The organism is Mycolicibacterium komossense (assembly GCF_025822605.1).
GTDB classification, from domain to species: Bacteria; Actinomycetota; Actinomycetes; order Mycobacteriales; family Mycobacteriaceae; genus Mycobacterium; species Mycobacterium komossense.
This window is the reverse complement of record NZ_JACKTY010000018.1, coordinates 1-16401: the sequence shown is the minus strand read 5'-3', so window position 1 is coordinate 16401 and position 16401 is coordinate 1. Positions and strand designations below refer to the sequence as shown.

Here is a 16401-nt window from a genome sequence, read left to right as displayed (position 1 = left end):
GAGGCTGAGGTCCAGGCTTAGAAGGACGCCTCGTCCAGTTCCATGACCTCGTTGTCGATGTTCTCGAGGACGATGCGCGTGCTGGTCAGCAGGGGCAGGAAGTTCTTCGCGAAGAACGACGCCACCGCGATCTTGCCCTCGTAGAAGGACTTCTCCGAGCCCGTCGCACCGGCGTCGAGCTTCTCGATGGCGACTGCGGCCTGACGCTGCAGCAACCAGCCGATCATCAGATCGCCGACGCTCAGCAGGAAGCGCACCGAACCGAGGCCCACTTTGTAGATGCTGGCGGTGTCTTCCTGCGCGGCCATCAGATAGCCGGTCAGCGAAGCGGCCATCCCCTGCACGTCGACCAGGGCGGTGGCCAGCAGTTCGCGCTCGGTCTTGAGGCGGCCGTTGCCGGACTCGTTCTTGACGAACGTGTCGATCTGACCGGCCACATGGGCCAGCGCCACACCCTTGTCGCGGACGATCTTGCGGAAGAAGAAGTCCTGCGCCTGGATGGCGGTCGTGCCCTCGTAGAGGGAGTCGATCTTGGCGTCACGGATGTACTGCTCGATCGGGTAGTCCTGCAGGAAGCCCGAACCGCCGAAGGTCTGCAGGCTCTCGGTGAGCTTGGCGTACGCCTGCTCGGAGCCCACACCCTTGACGATCGGCAGCATGAGGTCATTGACCTTCACCGCCAGCTCGCCATCCACATCGTGCAGGGCCTTGGCGACCTCGGCGTCCTGGTAGGACGCGGTGAACATGTACAGCGCACGAAGGCCCTCGGCGTAGGCCTTCTGGGTCATCAGTGAGCGGCGCACGTCCGGGTGGTGGGTGATGGTGACGCGCGGTGCGGTCTTGTCGGTCATCTGGGTCAGGTCGGCGCCCTGGATACGGCTCTTGGCGTACTCCAGAGCGTTGAGGTAGCCCGTCGACAGCGTCGCGATGGCCTTGGTCCCGACCAGCATGCGGGCCATCTCGATGACGTCGAACATCTGCGCGATACCGTCGTGGACCTCGCCGACCAGCCAGCCCTTGGCCGGAACGCCGTGCTGACCGAAGGTGAGCTCACAGGTGGTGGAGACTTTGAGGCCCATCTTGTGCTCGACGTTGGTGACGAAGGCGCCGTTGCGCTCGCCCAGTTCGCCGGTCTCGGGGTCGAAGTGGAACTTGGGAACGAAGAACAGCGACAGACCCTTGGTGCCCGGGCCCGCGCCTTCCGGCCGGGCCAGGACCAAATGGAAGATGTTCTCGAACATGTCGTCGGAGTCGGCAGAGGTGATGAACCGCTTCACGCCGTCGATGTGCCAGGAGCCGTCGTCCTGCTTGACGGCTTTGGTCCGACCGGCGCCGACGTCGGAGCCGGCGTCCGGCTCGGTCAATACCATGGTCGAGCCCCAGCCGCGCTCAGCTGCGATGATGGCCCATTTCTTCTGCTCTTCGGTGGCCAGCTTGTAGAAGATGCTGGCGAAGCCTGCGCCGCCGCCGTACATCCAGACCGCGGGGTTGGCGCCCAGCACGTGCTCGGCGAGTGCCCAGACGAGTGCGCGGGGCATCGGCGTGCCACCGAGCTCCTCTTCGATGCCGACCTTGTCCCAGCCGGCCTCGATGACTGCGGCGACCGACTTCTTGAAGGACTCCGGCAGCTTCACAGAGTGGGTCTCGGGGTCGAAGACGGGCGGATTGCGATCGCCGTCGACGAAGGATTCGGCGACCGGGCCTTCGGCGAGGCGGCTCATCTCGTGCAGCATCTCGCGCACGGTGTCGGTGTCCACGTCGGCGTAGGAGCCATGACCGAGTGCCTTCTCGAAGCCGAGTACCTCGAAAAGGTTGAACTCCTGGTCGCGCACGTTGGGTTTGTAGTGGCTCACGATGCTTCCTCCTCGATGAGAATGCCGGCTGGCTTCAGGGCTTTTGTGGCTTCACTCTGGTTGGGTTCTAGGGTTAAGTTACCCACCAGTAACCCCCCTGACTATACCGGCCGGTAACCCAATTGCAAGTTGATGTGAGCAACCCAACCCACTGGTTGGGTTGGGTCTGGTGAACGACCTGCTGATTCTGCTCTTTTCCCTGGCCAGTGGGGGTTACGGTGGGCGAATGCGACAACGTGTAGCGGTATGGGGAACAGGCAATATGGGGGCGACGGCGATCAGGTCGTTGCTGGGTTTCCCCGGTCTGGAACTGGCCGCCGTGATTACGTCCTCGCCGGAGAAGGCAGGGCGTGACGCCGCCTCGTTCGCCGCAGTCGCGGAACCGACCGGAATCACGGCGACCACCGATGCCGACGCCGCCCTCGCCGGCTGTGATGCGGTGGCCTATATGGCGTCCGGTGACATCCGGCCCGACGAGGCCGCGGACGACGTGGAACGCTGCCTGCGGGCCGGCTTGCATGTCGTCACCCCGGCCTTGTACTCCCTCTACGACCCGACCTCCGCGCCGGCTGAACTGCGCGAGCGACTCGCCGACGCAGCCGAGGCCGGCGGTGGGACACTGCTTGTCAGCGGCGTCGACCCTGGTTGGGGGAACGACGCCTTGGCCGTGGTCGCGGCGGGCCTGTGCACGAGGATCGACACCATTCACTGCCAGGAGATCTTCGACTACTCCACCTACGACCAGCCGTACGCGGTCCGGGTCTCCTGCGGGTTCGGCGGGCCCATGGACGAGACCCCGATGATGCTGCTGCCGTCCGTTCCGACGATGGTCTGGGGTGGGAACATCCGGCTGATCGGGCGCGGGTTGGGCCTGGAGATCGACGAGATCACCGAAGAACTGGAACGTCGGCCGCTCGAATCGGCCGTCGACAATGTGATGGGCCATTTCGAGGCCGGTACCCAGGGGGCGTTCTGGCTCAAGGTCATCGGCTCGGTTGCCGGCCGGCCGCGCGTCGTCATCGACCACATCACGCGAATCGACCCGGCATGCGCGCCGGACTGGCCGCAGCCCGACGAGGGCGCAGGCGATCACCGCGTCATCGTGTACGGGGATCCGGTGCTGAGCATGGTCGTGCGCGCCGACCTGCCCGGCGGTTCGCGGGCCGACGGCGGAAACACCACCGCGGCCAATCGCCTGTTGGGGGCCATCAGCTGGCTTGCCGAACAGAAGCCGGGTATCTACGACGGACTCGACGTGCCACTTCGGCAGGATCGGGCGCCTGCAGTCGAGGCGCAGCGCTGGGCGGACTAATCTCTCGAGGAGTATGAACACCAACAGCAACCTGTCGCCTGCCGCTCTGCGAGAGGCGTTCGGGCACTTCCCGTCCGGTGTGATTGCGATCGCCGCGGAGGTTGACGGCGAGCGGGTGGGATTGGCCGCGAGCACCTTCGTCCCGGTATCGCTCGAGCCGCCGCTGGTGTCATTCAGCGTGCAGAACACCTCGACGACCTGGCCCAAGCTCAAGGACCTGCCCAAGCTCGGGATCTCCGTGCTCGGAGAGTCACATGACGCGGCCGCGAAAACACTCGCCGCCAAGACCGGTGACCGGTTCGCCGGCCTGGAGACGACCTCGACCGAGGGCGGTGCAGTGTTCATCCATGGCACCAGCGTCTGGATTGAGACCGCTATCGACCAGCTGGTGCTGGCAGGGGATCACACGATCGTGGTGTTGCGAGTCGAAGACATCACCGTGCACGACGATATCGCGCCGATCGTGTTCCACCGCAGCGCATTCCGGCGGTTGGGCACTTAGCGCCGGAGGTCGCCGGTTGTTGCCTGATTGTTCGGCTCCTCGGCTGGGCTCGTTCCTCGCCCCGCATCGGTCGCCGGTTGTTGCCTGATTGTTCGGCTCCTCAGCTGGGCTCGTTCCTCGCCCCGCATCGGTCGCCGAACTAGGGCCGCTGCGCGAGTTCCTCCCGATAGCCCTGGACGCGCTTCTCGATTTCCTCGGCGTCAGCCGGGCGGCCCTCTTTACGAGCCAGCTCCGCACGGGCCGATAACTCCCGGATCGCCGTGCGAATGTCGTTGACGCTGGCGGTTTCTCGGGGATTCGTCGCTTTTCGAATATTCACAGTGCAGCCTTTCGACGTTGACTGGCGGCTGACCCGAGCCTACGCCGCCAATCCACGTCTACCGGCTTATCGCCCTCATCGCCTGAAGAGTTTGTTACCCAGCCAGACGATCGGGTCGTACTTCTTGTCCGCCACGCGCTCCTTCATCGGGATCAGCGCGTTATCGGTGATCTTGATGTGCTCGGGGCAGACCTCGGTGCAGCACTTGGTGATGTTGCACAGGCCCAGACCGTTCTCCTCCTGCGCCATATTGCGGCGATCCAGCGTGTCCAAAGGATGCATCGAGAGCTCGGCCTGACGCATCAGATACCGCGGACCAGCGAAGGCTTCCTTGTTCTCCTCATGGTCGCGGACGACGTGGCAGGTGTTCTGGCACAGGAAGCACTCGATGCACTTGCGGAACTCCTGGCTGCGGTTCACATCCTCCTGCTGCATGCGGTAGTCGCCTGGCTGCAGATCCTTCGGCGGGGTGAACGACGGGATCTCCCTGGCCTTGGTGTAGTTGAACGACACATCGGTGACCAGGTCGCGCATCACGGGGAAGGTCCGCAGCGGCGTGACGGTGACGGTCTCGTCCTCGCCGAACGTCGACATCCGGGTCATGCACATCAGCCGCGGCCGGCCATTGATCTCCGCCGAGCAGGAGCCGCACTTGCCTGCCTTGCAGTTCCAGCGCACGGCGAGGTCATTCGCCTGGGTGGCCTGCAGACGGTGGATGATGTCGAGCACCACCTCACCGTCGTTGACCTCGACGGTGTAGTCCTTGAGCTCACCGCCGTCTTCGTCGCCGCGCCAGACCCGCAGACTCGCGTCATAAGCAGCCATCGTCAGCCCTTCCGTTCGGGATGCTCGGTCAATTCGGCGTCGGTGTAGTACTTCTCCAGCTCCGAGAGCTCGAAGGTCTCCAGAAGGTCTGGTCGCATCGGCACCTGCTGCTCGGGTTCGACGGTCACCCGGGGCACCATCGCCTCGGCGCTCGCGGCCTCGGTGGTCTTGCAGACCAGCAGCGTGTTGCGCCAGTTGGCGTCCATCGCCGGGTAGTCGTCGCGGGTGTGCCCGCCGCGGCTCTCCGTGCGCTGCAGCGCGGCCTTGGCGACGCATTCGCTGACCAGGAGCATGTTCCGCATGTCGATGGCCAGGTGCCAGCCCGGGTTGTAGATCCGGCCACCCTCGACAGCGACGTTCTGCAGGCGACCTCGCAGCTCGTCGAGCTTGACCAGCGCCTCCTCGACCTCTTCCTTCTTGCGGATGATGCCGACGAGGTCGTTCATCGACTGCTGGAGCTCGGCGTGCAGCGTGTACGGGTTCTCGGGGTTGTCGTGTTTCTCATAGGGCGCCAACGCCATCTTGGTGGCCTCTTCGACGGCCTCCTCGGGGGGCTTCGGCCGGTCGGCCAGTGCCCGCACGTAGTCGGAGGCGCCGAGCCCGGCACGGCGGCCGAACACCAGCAGGTCGGACAGCGAGTTGCCGCCGAGGCGGTTGGAGCCGTGCATGCCGCCGGAACACTCACCGGCCGCGAACAGTCCGGGAGTCGCCGCGCCACCGGTGTCGGGATCGACCTCGATGCCACCCATCACGTAGTGACAGGTCGGGCCGACCTCCATCTCGTCCTTGGTGATGTCGACCTCGGCCAGCTCGAGGAACTGGTGATACATCGACGGCAGCCGGCGTCTGATCTCCTCGGTAGGCATCCGGGAGGCGATGTCGAGGTAGACGCCGCCGTGCGGGGTGCCGCGGCCGGCCTTGACCTCGGCGACGATGGCGCGGGCGACCTCGTCGCGGGGGAGCAGGTCAGGGGTGCGGCGGGCCGAGTCGTTGTCCTTGAGCCACTGGTCGGCTTCTTCTTCGGTCTCGGCGTACTGCCCCTTGAACACCGGCGGGATGTAGTCGAACATGAACCGCTTGCCCTCGGAGTTCTTCAGCACTCCGCCGTCGCCGCGGACGCCCTCGGTTACCAGGATGCCCTTGACCGACAACGGCCAGACCATCCCGGTCGGGTGGAACTGGATGAACTCCATGTTGATCAGGTTGGAACCAGCCCGCAGCGCCAGGGCGTGGCCGTCGCCGGTGTACTCCCAGGAGTTCGACGACACTTTGAACGACTTGCCGATACCGCCGGTGGCGAGCACCACTGCCGGTGCCTCGAACAGGATGAAGTTGCCGCTTTCGCGCCAGTACCCGAACGCGCCGGCGATCCGCCCTTCGCTTCCCGAATTGTCCTTGATCAGGTCGGTGATGGAGCACTCGTGGAAGACCTTGATCCGGGCCTCGTAATCGCCCAGCTCCTTGAAGTCCTCCTGCTGCAGCGAGACGATCTTCTGCTGCAGGGTGCGGATGATCTCCAGGCCGGTGCGGTCGCCGACATGGGCCAGCCGCGGGTAGGTGTGGCCGCCGAAGTTGCGCTGGCTGATCTTGCCGTCCTTGGTGCGGTCGAACAGTGCACCGTAGGTCTCCAGCTCCCACACCCGGTCGGGCGCCTCCTGCGCGTGCAGTTCGGCCATCCGCCAGTTGTTCAGGAACTTCCCGCCGCGCATGGTGTCACCGAAGTGCACCTGCCACGAGTCTTTGCTGTTGACGTTCTTCATCGCCGCCGCGCAGCCACCCTCGGCCATCACGGTGTGCGCCTTACCGAACAACGACTTGGTGACCACCGCGACCTTCAAGCCCCGTTCGCGGGCCTCGATGACCGCACGCAGTCCCGCACCGCCGGCACCGATGACGACCACGTCGTACTGGTGCCGTTCGAGCTCAACCATTGACCACCCTCGCTACATTTTTGACGACGCTTGTGAATTGACTTGTTAACCAATGAATCTGAGATCGGAAATGGTTCCGCTAGCTACCAGCATGACGTAGAAATCGGTCAGCATCAGGGTGCCGAGGGTGATCCAGGCGTACATCTTGTGCCGGGTGTTGAGCCTGCTCACCTGTGTCCACATCCAGTACCGCACAGGGTGTTTGGAGAAGTGCTTGAGCTTGCCGCCGACGGCGTGCCGGCAGGAGTGGCAGGAGATCGTGTACACCCAGAGCATGATGACGTTGATCACCAGAATGATGTTGCCCAAGCCGAAGCCGAAGCCGGACGGCGAATGGAAGGCCTCGATGGCGTCGTAGGTGTTGATCACCGAGATGATGGCCGCAATGTAGAAGAAGTAGCGGTGCGTGTTCTGGATGATCAGCGGAAGTCGCGTCTCGCCAGTGTATTTCGCGTGCGGTTCGGCCACCGCGCAAGCGGTCGGTGACTGCCAGACCGATCGGTAGTAGGCGCCGCGGTAGTAGTAGCAGGTCAGCCGGAACAGCAGCAGGAACGGCAGTGAGAGCGCCGCGTACGGCAGCCACCAGACGTCGGGCAGGATCTGTGGCCAGAAACCGCTGGCCTCCGGCGTGCACCCGGTGCTGATGCACGGGGAATAGAACGGCGTGAGGTAGTGGTACTCGGGAACAAAGTAATTGTTCTGGAGGAAGGCTCGCACCGTGGCGTAGATGACGAACGCCGCGAAGCCGAGATCGACGATCAGTGGCGAGCGCCACCAGGCGTCGGTTCGCAGCGTGCGCTGCGAGATCTGGGCACGGGTCGGCGAGAAGACACCGGTCGCGTTGCGGTCCGACGTGGGCGCGCTCATCTAATCGGTTCCCTTTCGGAGAAAATCAAGTGCTGCAGAACTGCTGCTGGCACGACGAGATGACGCAGACCGGACCCTCAGGGAGATCGGAGAGATCAGCGAGATAAGGATCATCGGGTTCTGTTGTGGCCGCCCACGCCTTCGTCATCGACATCGCGCCAGAAATCGCTGTCGTACTGGGTGTCCGGGATCGAAATTTTCTCGCCCGACTGTTGCACGGTGCAGCGGGCCAGATCGAGATCGCTGGCATCACTGTCGAGCATCTCGACATCGTTGAGGATCCGTTCGGCGTCGAGGACGATGCGGCGCATCGCCGGGCTGTCGCCATAACGGGACCGCAGCGACGTCACACAGCGGCGCAGACCGCCGATGAGATCGTGGAGTTCGGCAAGATCGGTGGTGGTGGACAAGTGACCTCCTTGGGCTGAAGGTGTCATGGATCACGTTACGACACCCAATGCTAGCCACTTCACAATCCAGACGTGACCCGCATCACGTCTCGGAATGCCGCAGTCCTTACCGCGATTGGCTGTAGCGACCCGCTTTGCGGCCGACGACCACCAATGGAGATTCGATGAGTACCGACGCGCACGACTCACTCGCGGCGAAGGCCGACGCCCTACTCGCGCTGCATCAGCCGGGCAATCCGGTGTTACTGCCGACGGTGTGGGACGCCTGGTCCGCGGACCTGTCGGTGGCCGCGGGTTTCGCCGCCCTGACCGTCGGTAGTCATCCGGTGGCCGATTCGATCGGCAAGGAAGACGGCGAGGGTATGGCGTTCGAGGATCTGCTGACCCGCGTCGGGCAGATCACCGCGAAGGTGGACGTCCCGATCTCGGTGGATGTCGAATCGGGTTACGGCCTGCCCGCCGAGGAGTTGATCTCCGGGCTGCTGCGGGCCGGTGCGGTAGGGCTGAACATTGAGGACACCGTGCATAAGGAGGGCAAGCGGTTGCGCTCGTCGAGCGAGCACGCCGCCCTGGTCGGCGCGCTGCGCACCGCCGCTGACGCGGCCGGGGTACACGTCGTCGTCAACGCCCGGACCGACCTGTTCATCCGTAGCGACGGCGACGATACCGACCGGGTGGACCGCGCTATCGCGCGTCTGAAGGAGGCGGCCGAGGCCGGTGCGGACAGCCTCTATCCGGTGGGCAGGCACACCCCGGACGTCATGCGCCGGCTGACCGGCGAGTTGCCCCTGCCGGTCAATGCGATCGCGCTGCCCGAGTCCGACGATCCGGCATCGTTCGGCCCGCTCGGGGTCGGGCGGATCAGCTTCGGGCCGTTCTTCCAGAGGGCGCTGTCGGCCCGGGCCAACGAGATTCTGGCCCGGTGGGCCTGATCGCCTCGGCAGTTTCCGAACTGTTCGGCTGCGTAGCCTACGATCCCCGGCCGTGAACGACAGCGATGGCCCCGATGCCCAGGGCGGTTGGCACAACCAACAGTCGGTGGTGTGGAGCGCCGGGGTGGCCGCCGTTGTCCTGCTGGGTGTGCTGATCTATGCCGTGGTCCAGATGGCGAGCGGACCGGACCGGCCATCTGGACCGCCGCCGCCACTGCCCACCTATCAATCCGCGTCGAAAACCCCGGAATCGACATCATCGTCGACGACCACCTCGTATCCGGTGCCGAGTGTGCAGACCAGTCAGGATTTCCCGGGCGCCGTCATCAGCCCCACCGATCAGCCCTCGACAGATGTGCCTGCCCCGGATGTCCCGACTACGCAGACGCCGACGACGATCTACAACCCATATGTGACCACCACGAACCCGGCGGCGGGTCACGTCTGACCGGCTCGAGCAATCGAAGCGGCTGCCGCAGCCCTTCGCTGATGGCGTCGACCCAGCCGAGGCGTTCACTCACTGAGCCTCATCGCCATCGGTCGAGAGGCGTCAGGCCCGGCCGGCGCGAATCATTTCGTCGCGGGAGACCACTTTCATCCGCTCCCGTCCCCGATGGCCGCCGAGGGTGATCTCGTGGGCGTCGAGCCGTTCCCACTCCCGCCACGTGGTGAAGTCGATTCCGTTGCCCGCCAGGTGATCCAGCACGGCATCGGGGTCCGACGTCTCCGGCGGGGTGAGACCGGGCAGGTCAGCCAGCAGGCTGGCGACAGTTTCGGCGGCATCGGATTTGGTGTGCCCGATGAGTCCGATCGGGCCGCGCTTGATCCACCCGGTGACGTAGGCGTCGCTGATCGGGACCCCGTCGATATCGAGCACCCGGCCCTTGTCGTGAGGCACCACCCCGGCGTGGTGGTCGAAGGGCAGATCCGCCAGATGTGACGACAGATAACCCACCGCGCGGTAGACCGCATCGACCGGCCAGTCGGTGAATTCGCCTGTACCCCGGACGGTTCCATCACCGATCAGTTCGGTGCGTTCGGTGCGAAGTCCCTCTACCCGGCCGTTGCCCAGCACCGCGACAGGGGACTGGCACAGGTGGAGGTGGATCCGGTGCGGCGCACCGGTGGGCTCTCTGTCCAGGTAGCGCATCATCGTGTCCACCACCAGCTTGGTCGACTTGCTGGTGTTGATGGCCTGCTGGCTGGCCTCGTCGATCTCGAAACCCTCTGGGTGCACGATGACGTCGACGCTGGGTGAGTGTGACAGCTCGCGGAACTCCAGCGGAGTGAACTTGATCTGAGCGGGGCCGCGGCGGGCGAACACGTGTACATCGGTGGCCTGATTCGCGGCCAGGCCGCGGTACACATTGTCGGCGATCTCGGTGGTCAGCTGTTCGTCCGCGGGTTTGGCCAGCACGCGGGCGATATCGAGGGCCACGTTTCCCGCCCCGAGCACCGCGACGGTCTTCGCGGTCAGCGGCCAGTCGCGCGGCACGTCAGGGTGGCCGTCGTACCAGGAGACGAAATCGGCTGCGCCGTAGTTGCCGGGCAGGTCGATGCCGGGAAGGTCCAGTGGCCGGTCCGCTCGCGCGCCGGTCGAGAAGATGACGGCGTCGTAGAAGTGCCGAAGATCGGAAAGCTTGATGTCGCTGCCGTAGTGGACGTTGCCGATGAAGCGAATATCGTTGTGCGACAGCACTCGCCGCAACGCCTTGATGATCTCCTTGATTCGCGGATGGTCGGGGGCGACTCCGTAGCGGACCAAGCCGTACGGGGCCGGAAGGCGGTCGAAGACGTCGACCTTGGCCCGTTCGTACTCCTTGGTGAGAATGTCGGCGGCATAGATGCCCGCCGGTCCTGCGCCGATGACCGCCACTCGGATCTGCCTCATTACCCGCCTTCCATGTTAGGTAAGGCAAGCCTAAATATTAGAAGAGGGGCGTCAAGATGTCCGTCCGAGATCCGTGTCACATCTCCGGGTCGGGACTACCAGACGTCGCCGTCGCGCCAGTCGCACATCAGCGGAGCGCTGGTGTCGAGCTCGACGGTGACCGGCAGGACGAAGATGTCGGCGTCGTCGTCGGGTGTGCGTGTCGGTCCGGTCAACGCCAGCACGGACGTCTCACCGACCCACGGCAGCCAGCCGCGCGAGGTGTAGAGCGGGCGGCCCAATGCCGATGACGACAGCGCCCCGAGTTCGTAGGCGCCACGGATGACCTGTCCGACGGCGTCCATCAACGCGCCGGCCAGTCCTTGTCCGCGCCAGTCCTCGCGGACCGCGACGGCCTCGACATAGCCGCAGCGCAGGGCCTGGCCGTTGTAGAACAGCCGGCGTTGCACGACGGCGGCATGACCGATCAGGGCACCGTGATAACCGATCAACGCGTGCATACCGCCCAGGGCGTGCTCCCAGTCGGTAGGTGTGAAGGTGTCGCCGAAGGCGTCGAGCACCATCTGGCGAGCGCCGGCGCGCGTCTCGGCGTCAAGATCGGCGGTGTGAACCAGGCGGGCGGTGTGGACCTGGGTGTGCACCAACCCGGTTTACCAGGCCGGCCGTCAGGAAGCAGCGGAACGGACGCGCGCCCAGCGGATCTGCACGGGTTGTCCTGGCCGGATCTGCGCCACCGTGTCGATATCGGCGTCGATGACGACTCCGACGACCGGGTATCCGCCGGTGACCGGATGATCCGGCCCGAGGATGACCGGCTGCCCGTTGGGTGGAATCTGGATGGCACCGCGGGTGGCGCCTTCGGAGGGTAGTTGCCGTCCGGGCCATCGGTGGCTCAGTGCCGTGCCGGTCAGCCGCATGCCGACACGGTCGCTGCGCTCGGATGCCACCCATCTGGTGTTGACGAGCGCGTCGGGCTCGACGAGCCAGTCGTCGCGCGGGCCGGGCAGCACGGACAAGTCGACGACGCCCGTTTCGATGCCGGCCACCGGGGCCTGGTCCAGCTCGGGATAGCTGACCGGATGGCTGCCGATCGGAAGGACGTCCCCCGCGCGCAACGGTGCAGGTCCGAGAGCGGAGAGCACGTCATGGCTGCGGGAGCCCAGGACCGGCGCGACGTCGATCCCGCCGCGCACCGCCAGATAGCTGCGCAGTCCCGAACGGGGGCGGCCGAGGGTGATCACATCACCGGGAAGCGCGTGATGAATGCTGTTGGTGCCGAAGGGAATCCCGTTGGCGGATGGGTTGGCGTCGGCCCCGGTCACCGCGATCTCGACGGCGCCCCCGTCCACTCTTACCGAGAATCCGCCGAAGGTCACTTCCACGGTGGCCGAGTCGTCGGAGTTGGCCACCAGCCGGTTCGCCAGGGCGTGGTTGCGACGGTCGGCGGCGCCGGAGCGGGTCACGCCCAGGTGGGCCAGGCCGGGGCGGCCGAGATCTTGCACCAGCGCAAGCGGGCCGGTGTCCAGAATGTGCAACGTGGTCATCGTCAGACTGCCCTGAACTGCACCCACATACCGGGCGCGAGCAGCGCGGGGTTGGGGCGATCGATGTCCCAGAGCGCAGCCTCGGTGTGCCCGATCAGTTGCCAGCCGCCTGGGGACTGCCTGGGGTAGACGCCGCTGAACTCGCCGGCCAGACCGACCGCGCCCGCAGGCACTGTGGTCCTGGGCTCGCTGCGGCGCGGCACTTCCAGACGGGGGTCGCCCTCGACGAGGTAGGCGAATCCCGGTGCGAAGCCACCGAATCCGACCCGCCACGGTGTTCCGGTGTGGGCTGCGACCACGTCGGCGGCGCTCAGCCCCGTGAGCCGACCGACCTCGGCGAGATCGGCACCGTCATAGACGACGTCGATGACGACGTCGGCGCGGCCGCCAGCTGGTGCGTGCTGGATGTTCTCGAGGCGGATGCCGGCCAGCTGTCGACGGGCCGAGGTCTGGGCGCGGGGCGCGGCGAGCGTCACCAGGACGGTGCGGGCGGCGGGGACGATATCGAGAACGTCGGGCAGGTCGGCCTCCTTGATGGCCTTCGCCCAGGCGAGGACTTCACCGGTGCTGTCGCACTCGAGGAGCAGAGCCTGATCGCCGTAGTCGCGAAGCATCACACCATTGGTTCGTACGTGGGTTCGCGCCGTTTGATGATGGCGATCACCCGGTAGGTGATCGGGAGGAAGACGATCTCCACTGCCGTCTTATAGAGCCAGCCCAGCGCGGTGTACACCGCGAAGTCACGGAACGTGGTGATGCCGATGGCGCCCGCGGCGATGGCGCAGAACACCAGGGTGTCACCGAGCTGACCGGCGAAGGTGGAGCCGACGAGGCGGGCCCACAGGTGCTTCTCTTTGGTGCGTTCCTTGATGGCGACGACGACCCAAGCGTTGATGGTTTGGCCGACGATGAAGCCGGCCAGTCCTGCGATGATCAGCTGGGTGTAGGCGTGCACGACGTTCTCCAGTGCCGCCTGGTTCTCGTAGAAGTCGGCCGCCGGGAGATAGATGGTCACCCAGAACGCGGCCGCGGCGAGCACATTCATCGAGAAGCCCAGCAGGATCGCGCGCCGCGCCGCCTTGAAGCCGTACACCTCGGACAGCACGTCGCCGATGATGTAGGTGAGCGGGAAGACGATGAAACCGCCGTCGGTGATGACCGGACCGAACGCGACGCCCTTGGTGGCGGTGACGTTGGAGATGATCACCAGGGCCGTGAAGATCGCAACGAGGATCGGATAATAGGCAGACCCGACCAGGGCGAAGCCAGTGCGTTCGGTGGGTTTGTCGAGTTCGTTGCTTGTCACGGGGCTATCCAAGCAGATCGGGCTGTCAAGCTCGACGGACAATTCAGGCGAGAGCCTTGGCGATCAGCGGAGGCAGCTGCTGGGTGACGACGGGCAGGCTGAGCGCCGAGGAAAACGCCATCGCACCGGCGAGGTCCTTGGTTGTGAAGACGTTGTGGTTCTCCTTGGTGGCCTTCAGTGCGGCGATGTTCGGATCAGCCAGCAGCTTGGCCACCTCGTCATCGCTCTCGGTGGACCAGACCAGCACGTCGGCGGCGTCGAGCACCGGGCCGATCTGGTCGAGCGGGATGACAGCGCGGTCGTCGCGGGCGAAGGCGTTGATGCTGTCCGGGATCGCGAAGCCCATCTGGGTCAGGTACTCGGTGCGCCAGCCGGGCAGCTTGGCGATCACGCTGTTCTCCCAGAAGGTGTTGCCCTGCAACAGAAGTATCTTCTTGTCTTTGAACTCCGGGTGGTTGGTGGCCACCGCCTTGAAACCGTCGTCGATCGCGCTGACGAGCGATTTCATCTTGTCCGACTGGAACGTCGCCACCCCGATGGTGTTGGCCTGGTCTTTCCACGGTTCGAAAAACGCGTCGTGGCCGCCCTGCGGAATCGTCGGGGCGATGGCGGTGAGCTTCTGGTAGGTATCGGCGTCGACGCCTGCGTTGATCGCCACGATCAGGTCCGGCTTGAGGGCCGCGACCTGATCGATCTGGATGCCGTCGGCGAGGCTGAGCACCGCCGGCTGCGCGGTACCGAGCTGTGGCTGAGCCCACGGCCAGACGGCGAACGGCTCGCCGCCGAACCACTCGGTGGTCGCGATCGGCACCACTCCGAGGGCCAGCAGGTCGTCCTGTTCGGTGAAGCCCGCGCTGACAATCCTTTTGGGCGCCGACGGGACCGTCGTCTCACCGAACGCGTGCTTGATGGTGACTGTGCCCCCGCCTTGCGTACCCGTGGCAGGTTTCTCCGAAGAGCAGGCCACTGCGACCAACAGCCCGGCCGCGCCTGCTGCGCCGAAGAATCCTCTCCGGCTCCACTGTTTCTGCACGGCGAGAGCGTATAACTGACCAGCCCGGATTGCTGGGATACCAACCGATGTCAGGCCTGTGCGAGCCGTTTGTTGAGTAATCGGCTCAGCCAGGCCGGAATGAATCGGGAGCTCGTCATCATGAACGTGGTCTGATCGCCGACCGGGAAGTGCACCTGGTGCACTGCCCGGCGCAGCCGTGAGGGCTCGAGCGCCGCGACGATGGCATCTGCGACGTCCTGGGCGGTCAGCTGGATGCCGAGCGATTTGGTGGTGCCGGTACTGATGCCGTGGGTCATCGCGGTCTGTACGTACAGCGGCCATATCGCGATGACCCTGATGCCGTAGCGGCCCCACTCGATGTCGAGCGCCTCGGTGATACCGCGGACGAAGAACTTCGTTGCGCTGTAAGTGGCGAGTTCAGCCTGGCCGTAGATCGCCGAGGCCGACGCCAGGTTCACCACTGTCGAGCGCGCGGTGGCCTGGAGGTAGGGGAATGCCGCGTACAGGCCGTTGACGACGCCCTTGGTGTTGACGTCGATCTCCTTGAGCTGGGCGGCCACGTCGATCTCCTGGAAGCGGCCGGCCAGCAGGATCCCGGCGTTGTTGATCATCACATCCAGGCGGCCCTCGGTTTGCGTGGTGAATTCGTTTACACACCTGGCCATTTCGTCGGAATCGGTGACGTCGAGGTGGCCGGTGACGATCGTCGCGCCGAGGCGGCCGATCTCGTCGGCCAAGCTTTGCAGTCCCGCGCTGTCGATGTCGTAGGCGCCGACGACGTAACCCTTGGCGGCGAAGTTCAGCGCGGTGGCCCGGCCGATCCCGGCCGCGGCCCCGGTGATGAATACCGTTTTCCTGTTGCCCATGGCCACCACCATGCCAGACGCGGTGACGCATCTTCGAGATCTTCGAGATCTTCGCGAGTACGTCGACGCTCTGGAATTTCTGGGCGAGCTCCAGCCCGTCGACGTCCAAGCGGCACCTGACCTGGAGGCGGACCCCATCATCCGTCGGTGTTACGAAAATGCCTCCCCGATAAGATTATTCAATAATCTCTCGGGTGTTGGGGTGGGCGTGGGATTTCGTGCCCGAGATCAGTGCGCGTTAGTTCGGCCCGTCTGCCTCGGGGTGGAGGAGTTCCTCGGGGTGGTGGTGTTTGTTGATGCGGCCTTGGCCGGTGTCGAGGTGTGGTGGTGGGATCCATTCGGTGCGGCCGTCTTTGAGTTCCTCGGGGTGGTGGTGTTTGTTGATGCGGCCTTGGCCGGTGTCGAGGTGTGGTGGTGGGATCCATTCGGTGCGGCCGTCTTTGCGTTTCCGGGTCCGCCAGCCGCCGGGTGTGACGAGCCGATTGTGGGGGCCGCACGCCAGGGTCAAATCGTTGATGTTGGTGTGGCCGTCATCAGCCCAGTCGCATTCGGCGTGGTGCACCTCGGTCAAAAACCCGGGGACGGTGCAGCCGGGGAATGTGCAGCCGCGGTCTTTGGCGTGCAACACGATCCGCTGATCGGCCGAGGCGATCCGCTTGCTGCGACCCAAGTCCAGTACCCGCCCCATNTGGTCGAAGATCACCAGGTAATGAAACGCGTGGGAGGCCAACCGGACGACGTCGGTCATCGGCATCCGGGTCCCACCCGAGGTGACCGCCAGCCCAGCCCCGGATTCGAGTTCTGTGAGGGTGGTGGACACCACGATGG

General features: G+C 65.2%; 18 protein-coding genes. 4 read left to right on the top strand and 14 right to left on the bottom strand.

Annotated elements, in window-relative coordinates:
* Positions 1-17: 17 nt before the first annotated feature.
* Positions 18-1853 carry an acyl-CoA dehydrogenase gene (locus tag H7J73_RS06340; RefSeq protein ID WP_264066420.1) on the bottom strand — a complete coding sequence of 612 codons (1836 nt, stop codon included), beginning with the start codon at positions 1851-1853 and terminating at the stop codon, positions 18-20.
* Between the two features lie 226 nt (positions 1854-2079).
* On the opposite strand from H7J73_RS06340, the gene H7J73_RS06335 reads away from it, so the two are divergent.
* A complete protein-coding gene (locus H7J73_RS06335) occupies positions 2080-3165 on the top strand; it encodes an NAD(P)H-dependent amine dehydrogenase family protein (RefSeq protein WP_264066418.1) in 1086 nt (361 codons plus the stop codon).
* Between the two features lie 13 nt (positions 3166-3178).
* Positions 3179-3667: a flavin reductase family protein gene (locus H7J73_RS06330; RefSeq protein ID WP_264066417.1), complete on the top strand. Its 489-nt coding sequence runs from the start codon at positions 3179-3181 to the stop codon at positions 3665-3667.
* A 139-nt stretch (positions 3668-3806) separates the two neighbouring features.
* Here H7J73_RS06330 and H7J73_RS06325 read toward each other — a convergent pair whose 3' ends face one another.
* The 5 genes from H7J73_RS06325 to H7J73_RS06305 all read right to left on the bottom strand — a co-directional run bounded on the left by H7J73_RS06325 (position 3807) and on the right by H7J73_RS06305 (position 8019).
* Positions 3807-3986, bottom strand: coding sequence for a hypothetical protein (locus H7J73_RS06325; protein WP_264066690.1), 180 nt, complete (start codon positions 3984-3986; stop codon positions 3807-3809).
* A gap of 75 nt (positions 3987-4061) precedes the next feature.
* Positions 4062-4811, bottom strand: a complete 750-nt coding sequence (locus H7J73_RS06320) for a succinate dehydrogenase/fumarate reductase iron-sulfur subunit (protein WP_264066416.1) — start codon at positions 4809-4811, stop codon at positions 4062-4064.
* A gap of 2 nt (positions 4812-4813) precedes the next feature.
* Positions 4814-6742, bottom strand: a complete 1929-nt coding sequence (locus tag H7J73_RS06315; protein ID WP_264066415.1) for a fumarate reductase/succinate dehydrogenase flavoprotein subunit — start codon at positions 6740-6742, stop codon at positions 4814-4816.
* A 45-nt stretch (positions 6743-6787) separates the two neighbouring features.
* Positions 6788-7609 (bottom strand): succinate dehydrogenase subunit SdhC, encoded by an 822-nt coding sequence (gene sdhC / locus H7J73_RS06310; protein WP_264066414.1) that lies wholly within the window; start codon positions 7607-7609, stop codon positions 6788-6790.
* Between the two features lie 110 nt (positions 7610-7719).
* A complete protein-coding gene (locus H7J73_RS06305; protein ID WP_264066413.1) occupies positions 7720-8019 on the bottom strand; it encodes an Rv0250c family protein in 300 nt (99 codons plus the stop codon).
* 164 nt (positions 8020-8183) lie between these two features.
* Between H7J73_RS06305 and H7J73_RS06300 the strand changes: the two genes are divergently transcribed.
* Together H7J73_RS06300 and H7J73_RS06295 are read left to right on the top strand one after the other, a co-directional pair.
* Entirely contained in the window at positions 8184-8951 is a 768-nt protein-coding gene (locus tag H7J73_RS06300; RefSeq protein WP_264066412.1) for an isocitrate lyase/PEP mutase family protein, read from the top strand.
* A gap of 52 nt (positions 8952-9003) precedes the next feature.
* Positions 9004-9399, top strand: a complete 396-nt coding sequence (locus H7J73_RS06295; protein WP_264066411.1) for a hypothetical protein — start codon at positions 9004-9006, stop codon at positions 9397-9399.
* Between the two features lie 102 nt (positions 9400-9501).
* Here the strand turns inward: H7J73_RS06295 and H7J73_RS06290 are convergent, their stop codons facing one another.
* From H7J73_RS06290 to H7J73_RS06255, 8 genes are all read right to left on the bottom strand, one after another.
* Positions 9502-10842 (bottom strand): FAD-dependent oxidoreductase, encoded by a 1341-nt coding sequence (locus H7J73_RS06290; RefSeq protein WP_264066410.1) that lies wholly within the window; start codon positions 10840-10842, stop codon positions 9502-9504.
* A 95-nt stretch (positions 10843-10937) separates the two neighbouring features.
* Entirely contained in the window at positions 10938-11483 is a 546-nt protein-coding gene (locus tag H7J73_RS06285; RefSeq protein ID WP_264066409.1) for a GNAT family N-acetyltransferase, read from the bottom strand.
* Positions 11484-11507: 24 nt separating this feature from the next.
* Positions 11508-12386: a 5-oxoprolinase/urea amidolyase family protein gene (locus tag H7J73_RS06280; protein ID WP_264066408.1), complete on the bottom strand. Its 879-nt coding sequence runs from the start codon at positions 12384-12386 to the stop codon at positions 11508-11510.
* Positions 12387-12388: 2 nt separating this feature from the next.
* Positions 12389-13000 (bottom strand): 5-oxoprolinase subunit B family protein, encoded by a 612-nt coding sequence (locus H7J73_RS06275; protein WP_264066660.1) that lies wholly within the window; start codon positions 12998-13000, stop codon positions 12389-12391.
* Complete coding sequence (locus H7J73_RS06270; RefSeq protein WP_264066407.1) at positions 13000-13692, bottom strand: queuosine precursor transporter; 693 nt, start codon at positions 13690-13692, stop codon at positions 13000-13002. The genes H7J73_RS06275 and H7J73_RS06270 overlap by 1 nt, the downstream gene beginning before the upstream one ends.
* 43 nt (positions 13693-13735) lie before the next feature.
* Positions 13736-14725 (bottom strand): ABC transporter substrate-binding protein, encoded by a 990-nt coding sequence (locus H7J73_RS06265; protein ID WP_435405431.1) that lies wholly within the window; start codon positions 14723-14725, stop codon positions 13736-13738.
* Positions 14726-14775: 50 nt separating this feature from the next.
* Positions 14776-15573: an SDR family oxidoreductase gene (locus tag H7J73_RS06260; protein ID WP_264066406.1), complete on the bottom strand. Its 798-nt coding sequence runs from the start codon at positions 15571-15573 to the stop codon at positions 14776-14778.
* Positions 15574-15811: 238 nt separating this feature from the next.
* Positions 15812-16401, bottom strand: a 590-nt coding sequence (locus H7J73_RS06255; protein ID WP_264066405.1) for an HNH endonuclease signature motif containing protein, incomplete at its 5' end; no start/stop codon positions are given.